Here is an 18,105-nt window from a genome sequence, read left to right as displayed (position 1 = left end):
CTTCATGAAACAGTCTAACGAGTCGGACTCGTCACAGACCCGAGTTAGGCTGGAGCCAATGACAGCAGTGGATCTCGGGTTTCCTCGCGTCCCCAGTACACGAGGTGCGTCCGGCGCGCCCACGAAACCCCGTCCCGACACGCCGGAACTCATCGACACGTTCGGCCGCGTCGCCACCGATCTCCGGGTGTCGCTGACCGACCGGTGCAATCTGCGCTGCACCTACTGCATGCCCGCCGAGGGGCTCGACTGGATGCCCGGCGAGCAGGTGCTGACCGACGACGAACTGCTGCGCCTGCTGCGGGTCGCCGTCGAGCGGCTCGGCGTCACCGACATCCGGCTCACCGGCGGGGAACCGCTGCTGCGGCCCGGCCTGGAAGACCTCGTCGCGCGAATCGCCGCCCTCGAGCCGCGGCCGCGATTGTCCATGACCACCAACGGAATCGGCCTCGCGAAGCGGGCCGCCGCGCTCGCCGCGTCCGGTTTGGACCGGATCAACGTCTCGCTCGACAGCGTCGACCCCGAGACGTTCGTCCGGATCACCCGGCGCGACCGGCTTTCCCACGTATTGGACGGTCTCGCCGCCGCCCGCGACGCCGGCCTGTCGCCGGTCAAGATCAACGCGGTGCTGATGCGCGGGCTCAATGAGCACGAAGCGGTGCCGCTGCTGCGGTTCAGCCTCGCCGAGGGCTATCACCTCCGGTTCATCGAGCAGATGCCGCTGGACGCCCAGCACGGCTGGAACCGGGGCGACATGATCACCGCCGAGGAGATCCTCGGCATGCTCCGCGCGGAGTTCGAGCTCTCGCCGTTCCCCACCGCGCGCGGCGGTGCCCCCGCCGAACGCTGGCTGGTCGACGGCGGCCCCGGCGACGTCGGGGTGATCGCGTCGGTCACCCGGCCATTCTGCTCCGCCTGCGAGCGCACCCGGCTGACCGCGGACGGCCAGGTCCGGTCCTGCCTGTTCAGCAACGACGAGACCGACCTACGCGCGCTCGTGCGCGCGGGCGCGCGCGACGAAGAGGTGGCCGACGCCTGGCGGCGCACGATGTGGGGCAAGCTCGCCGGGCACGAAATCAACGAGGCCGGGTTCGCGCAGCCGATCCGGCCGATGAGCGCGATCGGCGGTTGAGATGACTGAGACGACGGCTGAGGGCTCGCCGGTGTCGGTGCTCGTGCGCTACTTCGCCTCGGCGAGGGCCGCGGCGGGCGTGGAAGAGGAGAAGGTGCGGCTGCCCGGTGGCGCCACCGTGGCCGACGCCGTCCGGCAGTTGCGCGAACTGCACCCCGGCGCGCTCGGCCGCATCCTCGACGCGGCGAGCCTCCTGCTGAACGAGGTCGCCGTCCGGGACACGGGCCGCACCCTGTGTGACAGTGACCGGCTCGATGTACTCCCCCCGTTCGCGGGTGGCTGACACGCTTGTCATTCAGTGGACTGGCCTAGCGACCCCAAGATCGATAAGGTGCGCGGCTATTTCGTTCGCCACGCGCACGAATGGGCCAATCGCTCCGCGAAACACGTGATGCAGACCTCACGATCTGTGTTTTATCTCGACTAGGAAACGGGCAGATAACGGTGGCCTGAACAGGGAAAACAGCCGAATCGCACTGGGTTCCGTGCTGTTACTGTGACGTAGGTCACACCCCGAATAATTTCCGATCACGGCTCTCGTTACGTACCGTCGCTTTTCGGTTGGCCCCGACCGACCACGCAAGACCGGGAATCCGTAGCGCCTAGCCCTGTCCGACGGATCCCCGGACCCATACCCCGAGCGAAAGCATTCCGGACAGGGACGAGGGGACCGAGACGACGCGTCGTGCGGAGTCGAGGTCAGCCGGCCGGCAACGGACGGACAGGCCGAACCCAGGCCTGACCCTCAGCTCAGTCTCGTAGGCGCAGGAAACGAGAAGTACTCAAATGTCTTACCGAGGCAAGCACCGCAAGATGTCCGCCGCTACCCGCCACATCGCCCGCGTCGCTGTCGCGGGCATCGCGGTCGGCGCCCCCATCGCGATCGCCGCGACCCCCGCGTCGGCGACCAACTGGGACGCCATCGCGCAGTGCGAGAGCGGTGGCAACTGGAGCACCAACACCGGCAACGGCTTCTCCGGCGGTCTGCAGTTCACCCCGAGCACCTGGAAGGCCTACGGCGGCACCGGCAGCCCGCAGAACGCTTCGCGTGAGCAGCAGATCGCCGTGGCCGAGCGCGTCCTGCAGGGCCAGGGCATCGGCGCCTGGCCGGTCTGTGGCGCCAAGGGTGCCGGCGGCACGACCGCCAAGTCCGTGACCCCCAAGCAGAGCACCCCGCAGAAGGTCACCCCGAAGAAGAGCACCCCGGCGCCGGTCCAGTCCGCCGCCCCGGTGACCCAGGTGGCCAGCTCGAACCCGGCCGGTGACTACACCGTCGCCGCGGGCGACACGCTCTCCAAGATCGCCCAGCAGTTCAACGTCCAGGGCGGCTACCAGAAGCTGCAGGAACTGAACAAGCAGTACGTGCCGAACCCCGACTTCATCGTGGTCGGCCAGAAGCTCGCCACCAAGTGACCCGAGCCTGCTTGAAGGCTTGAGTCCGGCGGCTTCGCCGTACTTTGCCCAGGACCCCACCGCGAATTCCCCCGGCGGTGGGGTCCTGGCTGTTCCCGCGCGGTGCCCGCGGCCTTCTTCCGGCCGCGGGCACCTTCGCGTATCCACCTCCGGCACCGATGGCGCCGCGCCGAATCAAAAGCGCTTGGTGTTACATCCGAGGTTGTTGTGACTCAAGTGGCCATTGATGTCCTTGAGCCTTTCCGGCGTCCGGTCCGAGCGATAGCAAAGGTCCCTTGCTCCCCCGCGACGCCCCAGGAACGGCACAAAGCCGTCAAGGCCACCTCGCGGGCGTCGGAAGCCCATGAGGTGGCCTTGCCGGCGGACAGCGCCGCTCAGGGCGAATTGACCCACTCGTCGGTGCCGTCGGTGAAATGCTGGTGCTTCCAGATCGGCAACCGGGCCTTGAGCTCGTCCACCAGCGCCGAGCACGCGGCGAACGCCTGCCCCCGGTGTTCGGCCGCCACCGCGCACGCCAGCGCGACGTCGCCGATCGTCAGCGGCCCGACGCGATGGCTCACCGCCACCGCCCGCACCCCCGTCCAGCCCGCCGCGAGTTCCGCGACGACCGAGGCGAGGACGTCCGAGGCGCTCGGGTGGCCCTCGTAGACCAGATCCCGCACCGAACGGCCGCCGTCGTGGTCCCGGACCACCCCGCCGAAGGTCACCACGGCTCCCGCGGCGTCGTCCTCGACGAGCCGGGCGTGTTCCTCGACGGAAAGCGGCGTCTCGGTCACGATCGCCCGAGCCACCCGGACGGCGACGGTGCCCTTCGGCGCCGCGCGCGGGTGATCACCGCCTGCCAGCTGGTCCACGGCGTGGTCAAGGACGCCGTCGAGCACGCCGAGACCGTCCTTCACGCCGCCGCTGGACCCCGGCAGGTTCACCACCAGCGTCCGCCCCGCGACCCCGGCGACGCCGCGCGAAAGCACCGCGGTCGGCACCTTCGGCAGTCCGGCGGCCCGGATCGCGTCCGCGACGCCCGGCAGCTCGTAGTCCAGGACCCCTCGGGTCACGTCCGGGGTGCGGTCGGTCGGCGAGATCCCGGTGCCGCCCGTCGAGATGACGACCGCGACGCCGTCCGCCACGGCAGCCCGCAGCGCGACCCCGACCGGCTCGCCGTCCTCGACCACCACCGGCGCCGGAACGTCGTAGCCGCGATCGGTGAGCCAGCGGGCGATGACGGGGCCCGTCTTGTCCTCGTAGATCCCCTTCGCGGCGCGGTTCGAGGCCACGATGACGCGAGCAGTGCGAGAAGACGTCATGGCCGCTCCCAGATCCCGGTCTTGCCGCCGTCCTTGCGCAGCAACCGGACGTCGTCGAGCGTCGCGGCCGGGTCGACGGCCTTGATCATGTCGTGCAGGGTGAGCCCGGCGACGGCGACCGCGGTCAGCGCCTCCATCTCGACGCCGGTGCGGTCGGTGGTCTTCGCGGTCGCGCTGATGTGCACGGCGGCCTCGGCCAGCTCGAACTCCACCTTGACCCCGGACAACGCGATCTGGTGGCACAACGGGATCAGGTCGGGCACCTTCTTAGCGCCCATGATCCCGGCGATCCGCGCGGTCGCCAGCGCGTCGCCCTTGGGCAGGCCGTTCGAGGCCAGCAGGCCCAGCACCTCGGCCGTCGTGCGCACGGTCCCGGCGGCGAGCGCGGTGCGCGCCGTGGCCGTCTTGCCGGAGACGTCGACCATCCGGGCGGCTCCGGTCTCGTCGACATGGCTCAGTTCACTCACCTGCAGGAGGCTAGCGCCTCGCACTGACAGGGCCCGCGCAGCCAACCTGGATACCCCACTGTATCAGAGGGTCATTATCTGATAATCTGATTCCATGCGAGAGCTCACCGCCTCCGAGGCCTCCAGGTCGTTCTCCTCTGTACTCGACGACGCGGAGAACGGCGAAACGATCGTGGTCACGCGCAATGGACGCCGAGTGGCGCTCATCGTCCCCGCACCGCGCGCGAACGGTGCCGCGGTGTGCGCGGTGTTCCACCGCTGGGGTGGCAAGCTGAGCACGGACGACACCTTCGCGGACAACGTCGCCAAGGTTCGCGAAACGGCGTCCGCCGAGGGGGACAGCGACCCGTGGCACGATTGATTCTCGACACGGGCGTGCTCATCGAGGCAGCCCGGCAACGGCTGCCGTCCGATGCCATCGGTAGTGAGGACGACGTCGCCGTACCCGCTGTGGCGATCGCGGAGTACCGCGTCGGCCTGCTGCTCGACCCGAATCCGGCCCGCCGCGCGGCACACACGGCCTACCTGGACGAGATCCTGGCTGTCACACCGACCGTCGAGTACACCATCGAGATCGTTGATCACCACGCCGAACTCGTCGCGCACCTCCAACGCACCGGACAAAGCCGAGGTGCTCACGATCTGATGATCGCCGCGACGGCGCGCGCCACCGGCAGGGTGCTGGTGACCACCGACGCCCGCGCACGCTTCGACGAACTCCCCGATGTCGAGGTGCGGCTGCTCGAGCGCAGCCGGTGAATCCCGCGCAAGCCCAGGATTCACCGGCTGGGCACGACCTCAGGCGACCGGCAGTGCCCGCCGCTCGTCCAGCACCTGCTCACGCTGGCGCTGCTGCTCGGGTGACAGCTCGCTGAACGCGTTCCCGGTGTCGGCACCGCAGGCGGTGTCATGCGCCGGACGCTGCCCGTCCACCAGGAACCGGTTGACGGCGTTGTTGCCGCAGGCGTTCGGCGCGAATACGTACACGCCGTGCCCGCCCTGGTCGACGGTCACCATCCGGGCCCGGTCGCCCAGCGCGCGGCGGGTCTCCCGCGCCCCGACGAGCGGAGTCGCCGGATCACGCAGGTTCTGCACGACCAGGATGTTCGACGGACCGCGGTCGCCGATCTTCACCGGCGGTTCGAGCGGCTGCGACGGCCAGAACGCGCACGCCCAGATGTTGGCCGCCGCCGCGCCGAACATCGGGTACCGCTCCCGGTCGACGGCGACGTTGTGCTGATAGGTCTCCACCGAGCGCGGCCAGGCGTTGTCGTTGCAGGCCACGTGCAACTGCGCGGAAAGCACGTTCTCGAGGACCTCCGGCGGCGGCGCCGCGGCCTCGGCGGCCGGCGTGGCCCCGCGGGCCAGCGCCTGCCACTGCTGCGCCAGCTTCGGGAACGACGTGGTGTCGTACAGCGCGCCGAGCACCCCGGCGCGGAACGCGGAACCGTCGATGGCACCCACCGGAGTCTTGTCGAGCCGCTCGGCCAGCGCGAAGTAGTTCGCGGTCACCTGCTGCGGCGTCTTGCCGAGCCCGTAGCTGTCGTTGCGCGCGGCGGCCCATTTCGCGAAGTCCGGGAAGCGGTCCTGGAAACCCTGGCCGAACCGGCGCGAGCCGGTCACATCGAGGCCGCCGGGGCCGACGACGCTGTCGAGCACGATCCGGTCGGTCCGCTGCGGGAACAGCGTCGAAAACACCGAACCGAGGTAGCTGCCGTAGGAAATGCCGTAGTACGAGATCTTCTTCTCACCCAGCGCGGCCCGGATGGCGTCCATGTCGCGGGCGGTGTTCGCCGTGGTGATGTAGGGCAGGATCGACGCCGTCTTCGAGGTGGCGCACTTCTTCGCGACGCCCTCCACCGCCGTGGCGCGCTTCGCGACGTCGGCCGCGTCACGCGCATACGGCGGCACGTTGCTCTGCAGCGTCTTCAGGTCGCAGGTCACCGGCGTGCTGTGGCCGACACCCCGCGGATCGAAGCCGATCAGGTCGTAACTGTCGGCGACGCTGGCGGGCAGGCCGAGTTGCAGCAGCTGCAACGGCATGTTCAGGCCCGGCCCACCGGGGCCGCCGGGGTTCATCAGCAGGACTCCGCGGCGCTGCGCGGGTTTCGTACTGGCCAGGCGCGAAACGGCGACCTGGATCTTCTTCCCGTCCGGTTTCCGGTAGTCGAGCGGGACGTCGAGCGTGCCGCACTGGAACTGCGGCGGCGCGACGGCAGAGACGTCACTCGGGCACGGGCCCCACTTCACCGGCGGGCTTTCGGCCGCGGTGGCGGTACCGGGTACGACGATCGCGGTCGTGGCGACCGCGGCGGCCAGCAGGCCGAGTCCGCGCGAGACGGACGAACGCATCCCAAACCCCCTGATATCGACGACATCGTCGAGATCAGGCTAGGGACATCGCACCGCGGGGGCGTCCGCCTCCGGAGGTATCCGGCATCCCCCGCGGTGGTGAATTCCGTGTCAGGGTTTTCCCTATGCCCGTTCGGCGGCTTCCGCCCGCACGGCCTTCTTGATCGCGTCGGCGACCGCCGGGGCGACGGCGTTGTCGAACACGCTGGGCACGATGAACGACGCGTTGAGCTTGCCGTTGTCCACGACGTCGGCGATCGCGTCTGCCGCGGCCAGCAGCATGGTGTCGTCGATCTTGTGCGCGTGCGCGTCGAGCAGGCCGCGGAACACGCCGGGGAACGCCAGCACGTTGTTGATCTGGTTCGGGAAGTCGCTGCGGCCGGTGGCGACGACGGCGGCGTGCTTCTGCGCCTCCAGCGGGTCGACCTCCGGGTCCGGGTTGGCCAGCGCGAACACGACGGCGTCGTCGGCCATCGTGGCCACCTGCTGGGCGCCGAACAGGTTGGGCGCCGAGACGCCGATGAACACGTCGGCCCCGACGAGCGCCTCGTGCAGCGTGCCGGACGCGTGCTGCTTGTTCGTCTCCGCCGCTATCGAGGCCAGGTTGTCGTCGAGGTCGCCGCGGTCGGGGTGCACGATGCCGTTGATGTCGGCGGCGACGATGTCGGCCGGGTTCTTGCGCAGCAGCAGGCGGATGATCGCCGAGCCGGCCGCGCCGACGCCGCTGACCACGATCTTGCAGTCCTCGATGTTCTTGCCGACCACGCGCAGCGCGTTGCGCAGCGCGGCGACGACCACGATCGCGGTGCCGTGCTGGTCGTCGTGGAACACCGGGATGTCGAGCTGCTCGCGCAGCCGCGCCTCGATCTCGAAACAGCGCGGCGCGGCGATGTCCTCGAGGTTGATGCCCGCGTACACCGGCGCGATCGCCTTGACGATCTTGATGATCTCCTCGGTGTCCTGGGTGTCCAGGCAGACCGGCCAGGCGTCGACGTCGGCGAACTTCTTGAACAGCGCCGCCTTGCCCTCCATCACCGGCAGGGCCGCGGCCGGGCCGATGTTGCCGAGGCCGAGCACGGCGGAACCGTCGGTGACCACGGCGACGGTGTTGCGCTTGATGGTCAGCCGCCTGGCGTCCTCGGGGTTGTTCGCGATCGCCTGGCACACCCGCGCGACACCGGGGGTGTACGCACGGGAGAGGTCGTCACGGTTGCGGAGCGCGACCTTGGGCGTGACCTCGATCTTGCCGCCGAGGTGGATGAGGAAGGTCCGGTCGGAGACCTTGCGGACCCGCACGCCCGGCAGCGAGTCCAGGGTCTGCGTGATGTCCTGCGCGTGGTTCTCCGACAGCGCGTTGGCGCTGATGTCGACGACGATCGAGTCGGCGTGCGACTCGACGACGTCGAACGCCGTCAGGACGCCGCCGACACGCCCGACGGCGGTGGTCAGATCACCCGCGGCGGTGGACGACGCCGGGGCCTCGACCCGGACAGTGATCGAATACCCGGGACCGGGAACCGGCATGGCACTTACCCCCGCTGGGAAACTCCGAATGGGACGGTGGAAACCCTAGCCCCGTGATCGGCGCCACGCGGCCCCAGCTGGGTGACTGACCAGTAACAACGCTACTTGTTGATCTCCGTCCGCGGGTGCCGGTAGGGCACCTGCTCGAGCGGGAACGTGGTGTCACCGAACGGCGACAGCGCGCCCTGCCGGTCGGCGGCCAGCTCAGTCACCGGGTGCTCGCCGTTCTCCGCAGGCCACGTCGGGTCGATGCCCTTGCTCTTGCCCTGCTGACCCTTCGCCACAACGCCCTCCAAGAACTTGCTCGGCCGGTCCTCAGGTACACAGTCTGCCTGAGCGCGGCTCGGGGACCGGCACCAGCCCGGTATCCTGGTCGTCTATGCCCGCGACCTCTTTGGCGGACTGGCTGCGTGCGGAGTCCGACGACGCACTGACCGCGCTGCTCCGCTCGCGGCGTGATCTGTCGACCCCGCCCCCGTCCGACACCACCGTGCTCGCCACGCGCGCGGGCACCCCCGGCTCGATCGCGCGGGCCTGCGAAGACCTCGACACGTTCACCCTCGCCGTCCTGGACGCCTTCCTGCTCGCGGGCGCCGACGCCGGGCCGGTGCCGCTGAGCGCCATCGCGGACCTCGTCGGAGCCGACGTCCCCGAAGCCCTCGCACGGCTACGTGCCCGTGCGCTCGTGTGGGGGCCCGATGACGCGTTGCGCGTACCGCCGTCGATGCGGGACGCTCTCGGCCCCTTCCCCGCCGGCCTCGGCGCGTCGTCGCCCGCACTGGCGGAAGCCGATATCGAGACGTTGCTCGCGGACGTCGGCGCGGACGAGCGAGCACTCCTGACGACGTTGTCGGCGGGTCCGCCGATCGGCCGGACCCGCGACGCCGGCCTCGACATCCCCTTGGCACGCGCGGAAACCCCGGGCAGCGGCTCCTCGCGCGCGGGCTGCTGCTGCGGCGGGACGACCAGACCGTCGAGCTGCCCCGCGAACTCGGCGTGGCTCTTCGCGGCGGCGTGGTCTTCCCGGAGACCTCACTGTCCGAACCGGACCTGCCGGTCCATCCACATCAGACGTCCACAGTGGACAAGACGGCGGCCGGCGAGGCGATGGAGCTGCTCCGGCACACCGAGGCGTTGCTGACGTCGTGGGCCGCGCAGCCGCCGCCGGTGCTGAAATCCGGCGGTCTCGGCGTGCGTGAGCTGCGGAAACTCGCCAAGGATCTGGAGGTCGAGGAGGCTCACGCCACGCTGCTGGCCGAACTCGCCGTCGGTGCCGGGCTGGTGGCCGACAGCGAGGCGGCCACGCCGGAGTGGGTACCGACGACGCTCATGGACTCGTGGCTGGCCTCGCCGACGGCACAGCGCTGGATCACGCTGGCCCAGGCATGGCTGGAACTGCCGAGGCTGCCGGGACTCGCGGGCGGGCGGGACGCGAAGGACAAGCCGATCGCGCCGCTGTCGGAGGAACTGCGGCGCCCGCTCGCGCCGGTCGCGCGACGGCGTGTGCTCGCCGCGCTGGCAGAGCTGCCCGAGGGCGCCGGGGTGAAGAGCACCGACGAACTCGTCTCGGTACTGGCCTGGCGCGCCCCGCGCCGGGGCGGGCGGCTGCGCGACGAGACCGTGCGCTGGACGATGGCGGAGGCCACCGCACTGGGCCTCGTCGGCCTCGGCGCGCTGACCAGCGCGGCACGGGCCCTGCTCGACGAAGACCGTCCGCGCGCGGTGGAGAAGATCCTCGACGCGCTGCCCGCGCCGGTGGATCACGTGCTGGTCCAGGCGGATCTGACCGTCGTCGCGCCCGGACCGCTGGAGCCCGAACTGGCCGCCGAGATGGCCGCGGTCGCCGACGTCGAATCCGCCGGGCACGCGACGGTCTACCGGATCACCGAGTCGTCGGTGCGGCGCGCGCTCGACACCGGCCGCACCGCGGACGAACTGCACGCGCTGTTCCGCGCGAAGTCGGCGACCCCGGTGCCGCAGGGGCTGAGCTACCTCGTCGACGACGTCGCCCGGCGGCACGGCCGCCTGCGGGGCGGGGCCGCCGGGTCGTTCCTGCGCTGCGACGACGAAGCACTGCTCGCCGAGGTGCTGGCGAACCCGGTCGCCGCGGAATTCGACCTGCGGATGATCGCGCCGACCGTGCTGATCAGCCCGGTCCCGCTGGCCGAGGTCATCGACGGCCTGCGTGCCGCGGGCTTCGCACCCGCCGCCGAAGGCCCGGACGGCCGCGTCCTCGACCTCCGGCACGGCGGCAGGCGCCTGCCCGCCAAGGCCCGCGCCGCGCGGCGGGGCACCGGGGAGCAGGCCGTGCTGACCGATGAGCAGGCTGAACGGATCGTGTCGAACCTGCGCGCGGGCGACGCCGCCTCCGCACGTCGTCGCGGCGCCGCCGTGCGGGCCCCGGTCGGCGGCGGCGCGGACACCTCGGCGACGTTGGAGCTGTTGTCACGGGCGACGCTGGAGCGTCGCGAAGTCTGGATCGGCTTCGTCGACTCGCGGGGCACGGCGAGCCAGCGGGTCGTGCGGCCGATCCGCGTCGGCAGCGGGGTCCTGGAGGGGTCGGACAACGAGCGATATCCGTTGCACCGCATCACTTCGGCAGCACTGGTCGAGGAGTAATCAAAGGGCGCTGACCTGGGGTTTGATTCTTCTCGAATACCGCTGTCCCAGTCTTTCCCAGCAAGGGAGCCACCAGGCCCCGACACCTGTCGAAGCTGGGAAGAGCTGGATACATGAAGAAGCCCCTGAGATCAGTGGCGGTCATCGCCGCCACGATGGCCGCCGTGTCACTGGCCGGCCTGAGCCAAATCTCTGCCGCAGTGGCACAGACCGCTACCGCCCCCGCACTGGCCGCGAGCGCCGCCGTGGACGGCCAGATCACCCGCAGCGAGGTGATGACCCGCGCCCAGTACCAGCCTGACGCCGTTCTCGGCCGGGTCGCCCGGCCGAGCGTGGAAGGCCCGGCATGGCAGCCCCCACCCGCGATCGGGGCCGGAAAGTGCTTACAGGGCGCGGAGTCCGGCGAGGACGCGTTCCATGAACTCGCGCGACGACCGGTCGCCCAGCACCAGTTCGGTCTGGTGGATCAGCACCAGGCCGACGTCCGACATGTCGCCGACGAGCACCTTCACCACCCCGAGCGGCAGCCGCAGATGCGCCGCGATCTCCGCGACGGAGCGCGTGTCCAGGCACAGATCGCAGATCCGGCGGTGTTCGACGGACCGCACGCCGCGGTAGCGCCGCCCGTCTTCACTGGTGGAAACCAGCGCTTCGAGAGCGAGGTTGTGGTCGGAGTGGGTCCGCCCGCCGGTTCGCGTGTACGGACGCACGCGGGAGCCGGAGGAAACCACCGGCGCCTCGGCCGGCTGCGGGACCGCGACGAGCGGACCGGGCGCGGGCACCGGGGCGCCCTGCCAGCCGTCGGCCGGATCCCACAGGGGCTCCGCGGGAGCGGTAGCGGGAGCCGGAGCGGCGGAGTGCCTGCCCGCGGCCTCCCAGTCGGGGGCGTGCACGGGTTCGGCCACCGGGCGCGGTTCGACCTCGAGGGTGCCCGACGCCCACCCGCGGGTGTCCGGGTCGGCGTGCCTCGCCTGCTCGGGCCGCGACCGCGGCGATGGTGGTGGCGGGGGCGGCTGGCGTTTCGGCACGACACGCATCGCCAGCGTGCTCATGTCGAAGCGGCTCGGTGAGTCGATGCCTTCCCGCTCGGTGCCCCGGTGCAGCGACTCCCAGCCGCTGGTGTCCGGGTCTTCGAATCCGGTGATCCTCATCGCACGCTACCCACGTACGCCGCCCTGCAGCTGCGCGCGCAGTTCCGGGGTGATCTGCTGGCCGACCCGCTCCACGAGCAAGGTCATCTCGTAGGCCACCGTGCCGATGTCGCACGTCGGCGCGGCGAGCACCGCCAGCGACGAACCGTCCGCGACGGACATCAGGAACAGGTAGCCCCGCTCCATCTCGACCACGGTCTGGTTCACGCCACCGGCCTCGAAGCAACGCGCCGCGCCCTGGGTGAGACTGATCAACCCGGAGGCCACCGCGGAGAGCTGCTCGGCGCGTTCCTGCGGGAGTCCCTCGGACGGCGCGAGGAGCAGGCCGTCGGCCGATACCAGCACGGCATGCGCGGCGCCGGGTACCCGGCGCACGAAATCCGTGATGAGCCAGCCGAAAGTGCCCTGCTGCTGGCCGGAAGCCGTCACTGCCCCTCCAAGCTGTTGTCGCGGTCGCCTGTGCCCATCACGAGCGAAGCGCCCGCGGACACGTGCCGAAGACGCTTGCTCCCAGCGTATTCGGCCCGCCAAGAGTGTCGAGTCCGTCATTATGGACGTCTTCGGCACGGTACGTGCGCGACTGGACGCGGATTGCGCCGACACATGCCGAACCACGCATCCGTGGGTCACTCCATGGTGGTAACGACAACCGTGCCGCGACGGCCTGTCCGTGCAGGTCAACCGCGTTACCGATCGCCTGATCGGGCAGTTCCGGCCCCGACCGTACCGAAGGGAAAGGCACTTTCCATCGTCCGGTCGGCGGCACCACTCCCCGAAGCGGGTGAAGCACGCCGAGTTCACCCCAACGGCCGCATCCGCCTCTCCCATTTCCGCCCTTATCCCGCCCGCAGCGCCGTATCGTGTGCGATCGCGTGCTGCACGACCGAGATCAACACCTGCTTGGCCGATTCCCGCTCCCGTGCGTCACAGGCCATGATCGGCACCGACGGCGCGATGGTGAGCGCGTGCCGGACGTCCTCGATCTGGTGATGCAGCAAGCGGTCGAAGCAGTTGATCGCGACCACGTACGGCAGCTTCCGGTTCTCGAAGAAGTCGATCGAGGGGAACGCGTCGGCGAGCCGCCGCGTGTCCACCAGCACGACCGCCCCGATGGCGCCCACCGCGAGGTCGTCCCACATGAACCAGAACCGGTGCTGGCCCGGCGTGCCGAACACGTACAGCACCAGGTCCGAGTCCAGCGAGATCCGGCCGAAGTCCATGGCGACCGTCGTGGTCGTCTTGTTCGGGGTGGCCGTGACGTCGTCGTGCCCGACGCTCGCCTCGGTCATCATGGCCTCGGTGGTCAACGGGTCGATCTCCGAGATCGCCCCGACCAGTGTCGTCTTCCCCGAACCGAATCCGCCGGCCACCACGATCTTGGCCGACGACGTCGGACCGGTCACCTGCGGCGCATTCGCGTCGGAGTCAAATTCTCCGAAGCCCACTGAGCACCCTTTCCATGAACTCGATACTCGGGCGGTCGCCGACGGCCGCGCCGCTGGTGTGCACCAGCACCAGGCCTAGACCCGCCACGTCACCAATCAGGACCCGGACGACGCCGAGTGGCAGCCGCAGCAGCGCCGCCACCTCCGCGACCGAGCGGGTGTCGAGGCACAGGTCGCAGATCGACCGGTGTTCGGGCACGCGCACGCGGTCGAGCAGGCGCCCGTGTTCACTGGTCGAGACCAGTGCTTCGATGGCCAGGTCGTACGTCGGCCGGGTCCGGCCCCTGGTCCGGAAATACGGCCGGACAAGGCCGGAGGACTGGGTTTCCTCGTACTGCTCGTCGACGTACTCGTTCTGTGCCTGCTGCGGCAGCGCGGCGGCCAGTTCCTCGGAATTCGGGCCCTGCGACATGTCCCGGCTCGCGCTGTACGCCGCCAGTTCCCCGGTGGTGTACAGCGGCCCGCTCACGCCGCCGAACAGCTCGGAACTCGGACCGCCGAACAGCCGCTCGCGACTTCCCGGCACGTGCAGGTCGGGATCGTTCGCCGCGTAGTTGTCAGACGGCCGGAGCGGTTCCTCGGCGGCCAGCTCGGACTCGCCGGCCCCGCCGCTGCGCCGCGCCCGCCATTCGCGGTCGACCCGCTCCCGGAACGACTTCCAGTCCTCCCGGCTTTCCTCACCGCCGCGCTCCGCCCAGTTGCCCGAGAAGTCGTCACCGAGCCGGCCATCGCCCCTCAAGCGTCCGTCATCCACGACATTCTCCTCGGTTCCCCGGCCGTCAGCGCCTCGCCGCGCCCTGCAGTTGCGCTCGCATCTCCGGTGTCAGCTGCTGTCCGACCCGCTCGACGAGCAGCGTCATTTCGTAGACGACCAGACCGATGTCGCTCTCCGGTGAACCCAGCACCGCCAGGCAGGAACCATCCGACACCGACATGAGGAACAGGAAGCCGTTCGCCATCTCGACGACCGTCTGCGCGACGGCCCCGCCCTCGAACACCTTCGCCGCGCCGCGCGCGAGGCTGGTCAGCCCCGAGGCGACGGCCGCGAGCTGGTCGGCCCTGTCCTTCGGCAGTCCCCGCGAGGCCGCCAGCAGCAGACCGTCCGCGGACACCACGACGGCATGGGCCGCCCCCGGCACCCGGTGCACGAAATCCGTGATCAGCCAGGCGAAACTGCCGGCACTGCCCGCCTTGCCCGTCTGACCGCTCGGCTGTGCCGAACCGCCACCCGGCTGCATCGCACCCGCCCGTGTCACCTTGACTCCTCACTGCTGTCCTCGGCCGAACCCGGCACGCCACTCGCCCGATCCTTCAATGCGTGCCTACCCGATGTGTATCCACGTTGGAAGCTTGCCATCCTGCTCCGCGCCGCTGTCGCCGAGCGGGTGATCGCGCCCGCCCCCGGCAGGCCGACGGTCGTGTCGGCCAGCGAAACCGCCGGTTCGGCCGGCGCGGCGGGCTCGATCGACCCGGGGACGAGATAGGCGTTCGGGATGCGCTTGGGCAGCCCGGCCGGGGTGATCTCCTCGCCCTTCGATTCGAGCAGCGACTGTGCCGCGTTCCAGCCTTCGTCGGACGCGCTGTGCCACCCGTCGGCCGGCGGCAGGAGCGGTTCGCTCGCCTGGCTCGGCTCCTCCTCGCTCGGGCTCGGTTCTTCCTGTACGGCAACCGGGTCGGCCGCGGGTTCGGGAGCGTCGGCTCCGGACGAGGCGCCGAGTTCGTCGGCGGCCCCGTTCTCGTCGCTCTCACTGAACCAGCGTGACAGCACCGACTGATAGATGGGCAGCCGCCGGGTGGGTACATCGTCTTCGAGGGCGGCGGCGTCGTCGGTCTCGGGCAGATTGTCGGCGGGCTTCCGCTCCTCCGGCGCGACGTAGGTCGGCTCGCGCTTCGGCAAAACCAGCGGCGAGAACCGCGTCTCGGCCATGCTCGCGCCTTCGCCGTTCGCGGGCCCGGCGAGATCGTCCGCGGTGGGCCACGCCGGAGTCTCCTCCGCCGACGGCCCGGAACTCGTGAACGGACCCGCCGCGTTCGTGAACGGGCCCGCCGCGTTCGTGAACGGCCCGGCCGCGCTGTTCCCCGCGACGAGGTCGTCGAGGCTGATCGGCTGGTCCAGCGGCACGAGGCCACCACTCGGCGTCGCCGCGGGTTCCGGGGCCGAGGCCGGTGGGGCCTGCGGCGTCGCGGACCTCGACGGCGGGGGCGGGGTGATCTCGGTGGGCCGTTCGACCGGCGGAATGCCCGGCAACGACGTCTCGGACCGGTTGGCGGGCGGCGGGGTGTGCCGCGGCGGGGCCTGCCGGATCTGCGTGAGCAGTTCGGCGGGCACCACGACGCGGGCGATCACGCCGCCCTCGATGTCCTCGTTCTCGCGCAGCCGGACCTCGATGCCGTGGCGCTGCGCCAGCCGCGCGACCACGTACAGGCCCATCCGGCGGGTCACCGAGACGTCCAGGTCCGGCGGGTCGGCCAGGCGCTGGTTGATCTCGGCGAGCCGGTCCTCGGCCATCCCGACGCCGTGGTCGGTGACCTGGATGGCGAGCGCCTTCTTCCGGGTGACCACGGCCCGCACGATGACCTTCGTCTCCGGCTCGGAGAAGTAGGTCGCGTTGTCCAGCAGCTCGGCGAGCACGTGCACGAGGTCGTGGATCGCCAGCCCCTGCACCGCGACGTCGGGCACGATGCCGACCTCGATGCGGGCGTACTGCTCGATCTCCGACACCGCGGCGCCGATGACGTCGGCGGCTGGCACCGGCTTGGGCACCGACTTCGCCAGCCCGGCACCGGAAAGCACCAGCAGCGACTCACCGTTGCGGCGCAGCCGGGTCGCGAGGTGGTCGAGCTCGAACAGGCTGGCCAAGTGGTCCGGGTCCTGCTCGTCGGCCTCGAGCCGGTCGATCACGCCGAGCTGGCGTTCCACCAGCCGCTGCGAACGCCGGGAGAGGTTCACGAAGATGCCGTTGACGTTCTCCCGCAGCAGCGCCTGTTCGGCGGCCATCTTGACGGCCTGCTCGTGGACGACGTCGAAGGAGCGCGCCACCTCGCCGATCTCGTCGCGCGAAGTGACCGGCACCGGATCGACGGCCTTCTTCGAGGCGTTGATCGGGTCGGGATCGTCGAGGATCGCCTGCACGGTGGCGGGCAGCCGGGTGTAGGCGACGTCGAGCGCGTTCTTCCGCAGGATCCGCAGCGGGCGCAGCATCAGCCGCGCGACCAGCAGCATCAGCACCAGCGCCGCGATGAGCGCGGCGAGCACGATCGCGCTGTTGACCCAGGCCGAGGTGATCGCCTGGCTGGCCAGGTCGTCGGCGCGGGTCCGCAGCTGGGCGAGCAGGTTGCTCTCCACCGCGCGGAGCTTCTCGGCGGCGACGCGGCTGTCCTTGTCGAGCAGCGCGCCGTCGATGTTCGGCGCCTGGCCCTGCTGGGCGAAGGCGAACGCGGCGGTCTGGATCCGGCGCCGGTCGTCGACCTCGGGGCCGGAGACGGTGTCGGAGTAGAGCTGCCGCTGGTCTTCGGTGGAGTTCGCGAGGAACGACGCGATGGCGGCGTCACCGGACGCCGCGGCGGCGCGGGTCTGGTCCAGCAGGTCGCCGGGGAAGGCGTTGCGGAACGCCGCGACCTCGAGGGCGGCGTCGGCGCGCGAGATGAACTCCTTGGCCTCACTGACCGCCTGCGTGCTCGAACCGAGCCGGAGCACGTCGCGGTCGGTGACCGCGGTGGTGACCTCGCGGCCCAGCTGGATCAGCGAGTCGAGGATCGAGGTGTAGGTGTTGAACACCATCAGATCGGAGAAGGAGGATGTGCTGATCGCCGCGCGCAGCGGGCGCAGCGCGTCGAGCCGCTGGAGCCCCCGCGAGTACCGGTCGCTGGTGTCCTGGTCGTCGGTGTTCAGCGAGCTGGCCGAGGTCCGCAGGTCGTCGACGACGCGGTCGACCCGGGAGACCTGCGCGTCGAGGCCGGTCTGGCGGAGCGCGTCGCCGGATGCCAGGCGGGTGACCGCGAGCGCGCGTTCGCTCTGCAGTTCGTGCACCACCGTGGTGATCTTGACGGCGAAGGCGACCTGATCGGCGGTGCGCTGGAACTGGCTCGCCTGCTTGGCGTCGTCGACGACCCGCAGCGCGCCGAGCACCAGTGCGGTCAGGGTGGGGATGATGAGGATGGCGGCGAGCTTCGAGCGCAGCCGCCAGTTGCGCATACCGGTGAAGATCCCGGTTCGCCGGGACGGATTCGCTTCCGGATCCGCCCCGTGAGTCTGCGCAGGGGTCCCTCCTACCCCCGCGGTGTCTACGTTCGGCACCGCCGCACCACCATTGTCGTCCGGGCCGGTAAAGCCCTGTTCGTTCCGACGCCCCGAAGTTCCCGGGCGCCCCGTGTTGTCTTCGACCACTTCTAACCGCACACTCCCGGCCACCGGAACACCGTCCCGGTCGCGGGATTCCAGCGCGTGAGGCTACCCGAATGGGGGAATAGATCGATATCCCCACCAGTTCCTGGTGCTGCCTCTCGCCGAGAAGACGACAATGCAGTGGCTGAACCCCGCTCCCTCGAGCGGCATCGGTTCAGTTCGAGCATCGGTTACCGGTCCCTGCACTGGTTCTCATTCGATCCGACGGCCTAACCCACCAGCGCGGCGGCTCTGCTCGGCCAGGCTGAAGGTACTGCCCACCGCCGAGTAGAACACCGTGGACACCGCGGATC

At 70.4% G+C, this 18,105-nt stretch carries 16 protein-coding genes and 1 pseudogene; 6 read left to right on the top strand and 11 right to left on the bottom strand.

Annotated elements, in window-relative coordinates; translation table 11 throughout:
* Nucleotides 1–58: 58 nt before the first annotated feature.
* The 3 genes from moaA to ACFWX1_RS18660 all read left to right on the top strand — a co-directional run bounded on the left by moaA (nt 59) and on the right by ACFWX1_RS18660 (nt 2,545).
* Entirely contained in the window at nt 59–1,132 is a 1,074-nt protein-coding gene (gene moaA / locus ACFWX1_RS18670) for a GTP 3',8-cyclase MoaA (protein WP_378388829.1), read from the top strand.
* Nucleotide 1,133: 1 nt separating this feature from the next.
* Complete coding sequence (locus ACFWX1_RS18665) at nt 1,134–1,415, top strand: MoaD/ThiS family protein (protein WP_378388827.1); 282 nt, start codon at nt 1,134–1,136, stop codon at nt 1,413–1,415.
* A 503-nt stretch (nt 1,416–1,918) separates the two neighbouring features.
* Nucleotides 1,919–2,545 (top strand): transglycosylase family protein, encoded by a 627-nt coding sequence (locus tag ACFWX1_RS18660; protein ID WP_378388825.1) that lies wholly within the window; start codon nt 1,919–1,921, stop codon nt 2,543–2,545.
* A 374-nt stretch (nt 2,546–2,919) separates the two neighbouring features.
* Here ACFWX1_RS18660 and ACFWX1_RS18655 read toward each other — a convergent pair whose 3' ends face one another.
* Nucleotides 2,920–3,849 (bottom strand): molybdenum cofactor biosynthesis protein MoaE, encoded by a 930-nt coding sequence (locus tag ACFWX1_RS18655; protein WP_378388823.1) that lies wholly within the window; start codon nt 3,847–3,849, stop codon nt 2,920–2,922.
* Complete coding sequence (moaC, locus tag ACFWX1_RS18650; RefSeq protein WP_378388821.1) at nt 3,846–4,316, bottom strand: cyclic pyranopterin monophosphate synthase MoaC; 471 nt, start codon at nt 4,314–4,316, stop codon at nt 3,846–3,848. Before moaC ends, ACFWX1_RS18655 begins: the two co-directional genes overlap by 4 nt.
* 94 nt (nt 4,317–4,410) lie before the next feature.
* Here moaC and ACFWX1_RS18645 point away from each other — a divergent pair, with 94 nt between their 5' ends.
* Both ACFWX1_RS18645 and ACFWX1_RS18640 read left to right on the top strand, forming a co-directional pair.
* The gene (locus tag ACFWX1_RS18645) at nt 4,411–4,677 is read left to right on the top strand and encodes a type II toxin-antitoxin system Phd/YefM family antitoxin (protein WP_378388819.1); all 267 of its coding nucleotides are present in this window, start codon (nt 4,411–4,413) and stop codon (nt 4,675–4,677) included.
* Nucleotides 4,665–5,075 carry a PIN domain-containing protein gene (locus tag ACFWX1_RS18640; RefSeq protein ID WP_378388817.1) on the top strand — a complete coding sequence of 137 codons (411 nt, stop codon included), beginning with the start codon at nt 4,665–4,667 and terminating at the stop codon, nt 5,073–5,075. The genes ACFWX1_RS18645 and ACFWX1_RS18640 overlap by 13 nt, the downstream gene beginning before the upstream one ends.
* A gap of 39 nt (nt 5,076–5,114) precedes the next feature.
* Here the strand turns inward: ACFWX1_RS18640 and ACFWX1_RS18635 are convergent, their stop codons facing one another.
* From ACFWX1_RS18635 to ACFWX1_RS18625, 3 genes are all read right to left on the bottom strand, one after another.
* On the bottom strand, nt 5,115–6,668 hold the full coding sequence (locus ACFWX1_RS18635; protein ID WP_378388815.1) for an alpha/beta hydrolase: 1,554 nt from the start codon (nt 6,666–6,668) through the stop codon (nt 5,115–5,117).
* A gap of 123 nt (nt 6,669–6,791) precedes the next feature.
* Complete coding sequence (locus ACFWX1_RS18630; RefSeq protein WP_378388813.1) at nt 6,792–8,192, bottom strand: NAD-dependent malic enzyme; 1,401 nt, start codon at nt 8,190–8,192, stop codon at nt 6,792–6,794.
* Between the two features lie 101 nt (nt 8,193–8,293).
* Nucleotides 8,294–8,476 (bottom strand): hypothetical protein, encoded by a 183-nt coding sequence (locus ACFWX1_RS18625; protein ID WP_378388811.1) that lies wholly within the window; start codon nt 8,474–8,476, stop codon nt 8,294–8,296.
* Between the two features lie 95 nt (nt 8,477–8,571).
* On the opposite strand from ACFWX1_RS18625, the pseudogene ACFWX1_RS18620 reads away from it, so the two are divergent.
* A pseudogene (locus ACFWX1_RS18620) lies at nt 8,572–10,811 on the top strand (helicase-associated domain-containing protein).
* A gap of 383 nt (nt 10,812–11,194) precedes the next feature.
* Here the strand turns inward: ACFWX1_RS18620 and ACFWX1_RS18615 are convergent.
* The 6 genes from ACFWX1_RS18615 to ACFWX1_RS18590 form a co-directional block, all read right to left on the bottom strand.
* Complete coding sequence (locus ACFWX1_RS18615) at nt 11,195–11,962, bottom strand: DUF742 domain-containing protein (RefSeq protein ID WP_378388809.1); 768 nt, start codon at nt 11,960–11,962, stop codon at nt 11,195–11,197.
* A gap of 6 nt (nt 11,963–11,968) precedes the next feature.
* The gene (locus ACFWX1_RS18610) at nt 11,969–12,391 is read right to left on the bottom strand and encodes a roadblock/LC7 domain-containing protein (RefSeq protein ID WP_378328706.1); all 423 of its coding nucleotides are present in this window, start codon (nt 12,389–12,391) and stop codon (nt 11,969–11,971) included.
* Between the two features lie 407 nt (nt 12,392–12,798).
* Nucleotides 12,799–13,407, bottom strand: coding sequence for an ATP/GTP-binding protein (locus tag ACFWX1_RS18605; protein ID WP_378328707.1), 609 nt, complete (start codon nt 13,405–13,407; stop codon nt 12,799–12,801).
* A complete protein-coding gene (locus ACFWX1_RS18600; protein WP_378388807.1) occupies nt 13,388–14,161 on the bottom strand; it encodes a DUF742 domain-containing protein in 774 nt (257 codons plus the stop codon). The genes ACFWX1_RS18605 and ACFWX1_RS18600 overlap by 20 nt, the downstream gene beginning before the upstream one ends.
* Nucleotides 14,162–14,186: 25 nt before the next feature.
* Nucleotides 14,187–14,645 (bottom strand): roadblock/LC7 domain-containing protein, encoded by a 459-nt coding sequence (locus ACFWX1_RS18595; protein ID WP_378388935.1) that lies wholly within the window; start codon nt 14,643–14,645, stop codon nt 14,187–14,189.
* 14 nt (nt 14,646–14,659) lie between these two features.
* On the bottom strand, nt 14,660–17,602 hold the full coding sequence (locus ACFWX1_RS18590) for a nitrate- and nitrite sensing domain-containing protein (protein WP_378388805.1): 2,943 nt from the start codon (nt 17,600–17,602) through the stop codon (nt 14,660–14,662).
* Nucleotides 17,603–18,105 lie beyond the last annotated feature (503 nt).

Source organism: Amycolatopsis sp. NPDC059021, assembly GCF_042739895.1.
Classification (GTDB): Bacteria; Actinomycetota; Actinomycetes; order Mycobacteriales; family Pseudonocardiaceae; genus Amycolatopsis.
The sequence above is the reverse complement of the archived record's forward strand: the minus strand, read 5'-3'. Positions and strand labels throughout refer to the sequence as shown.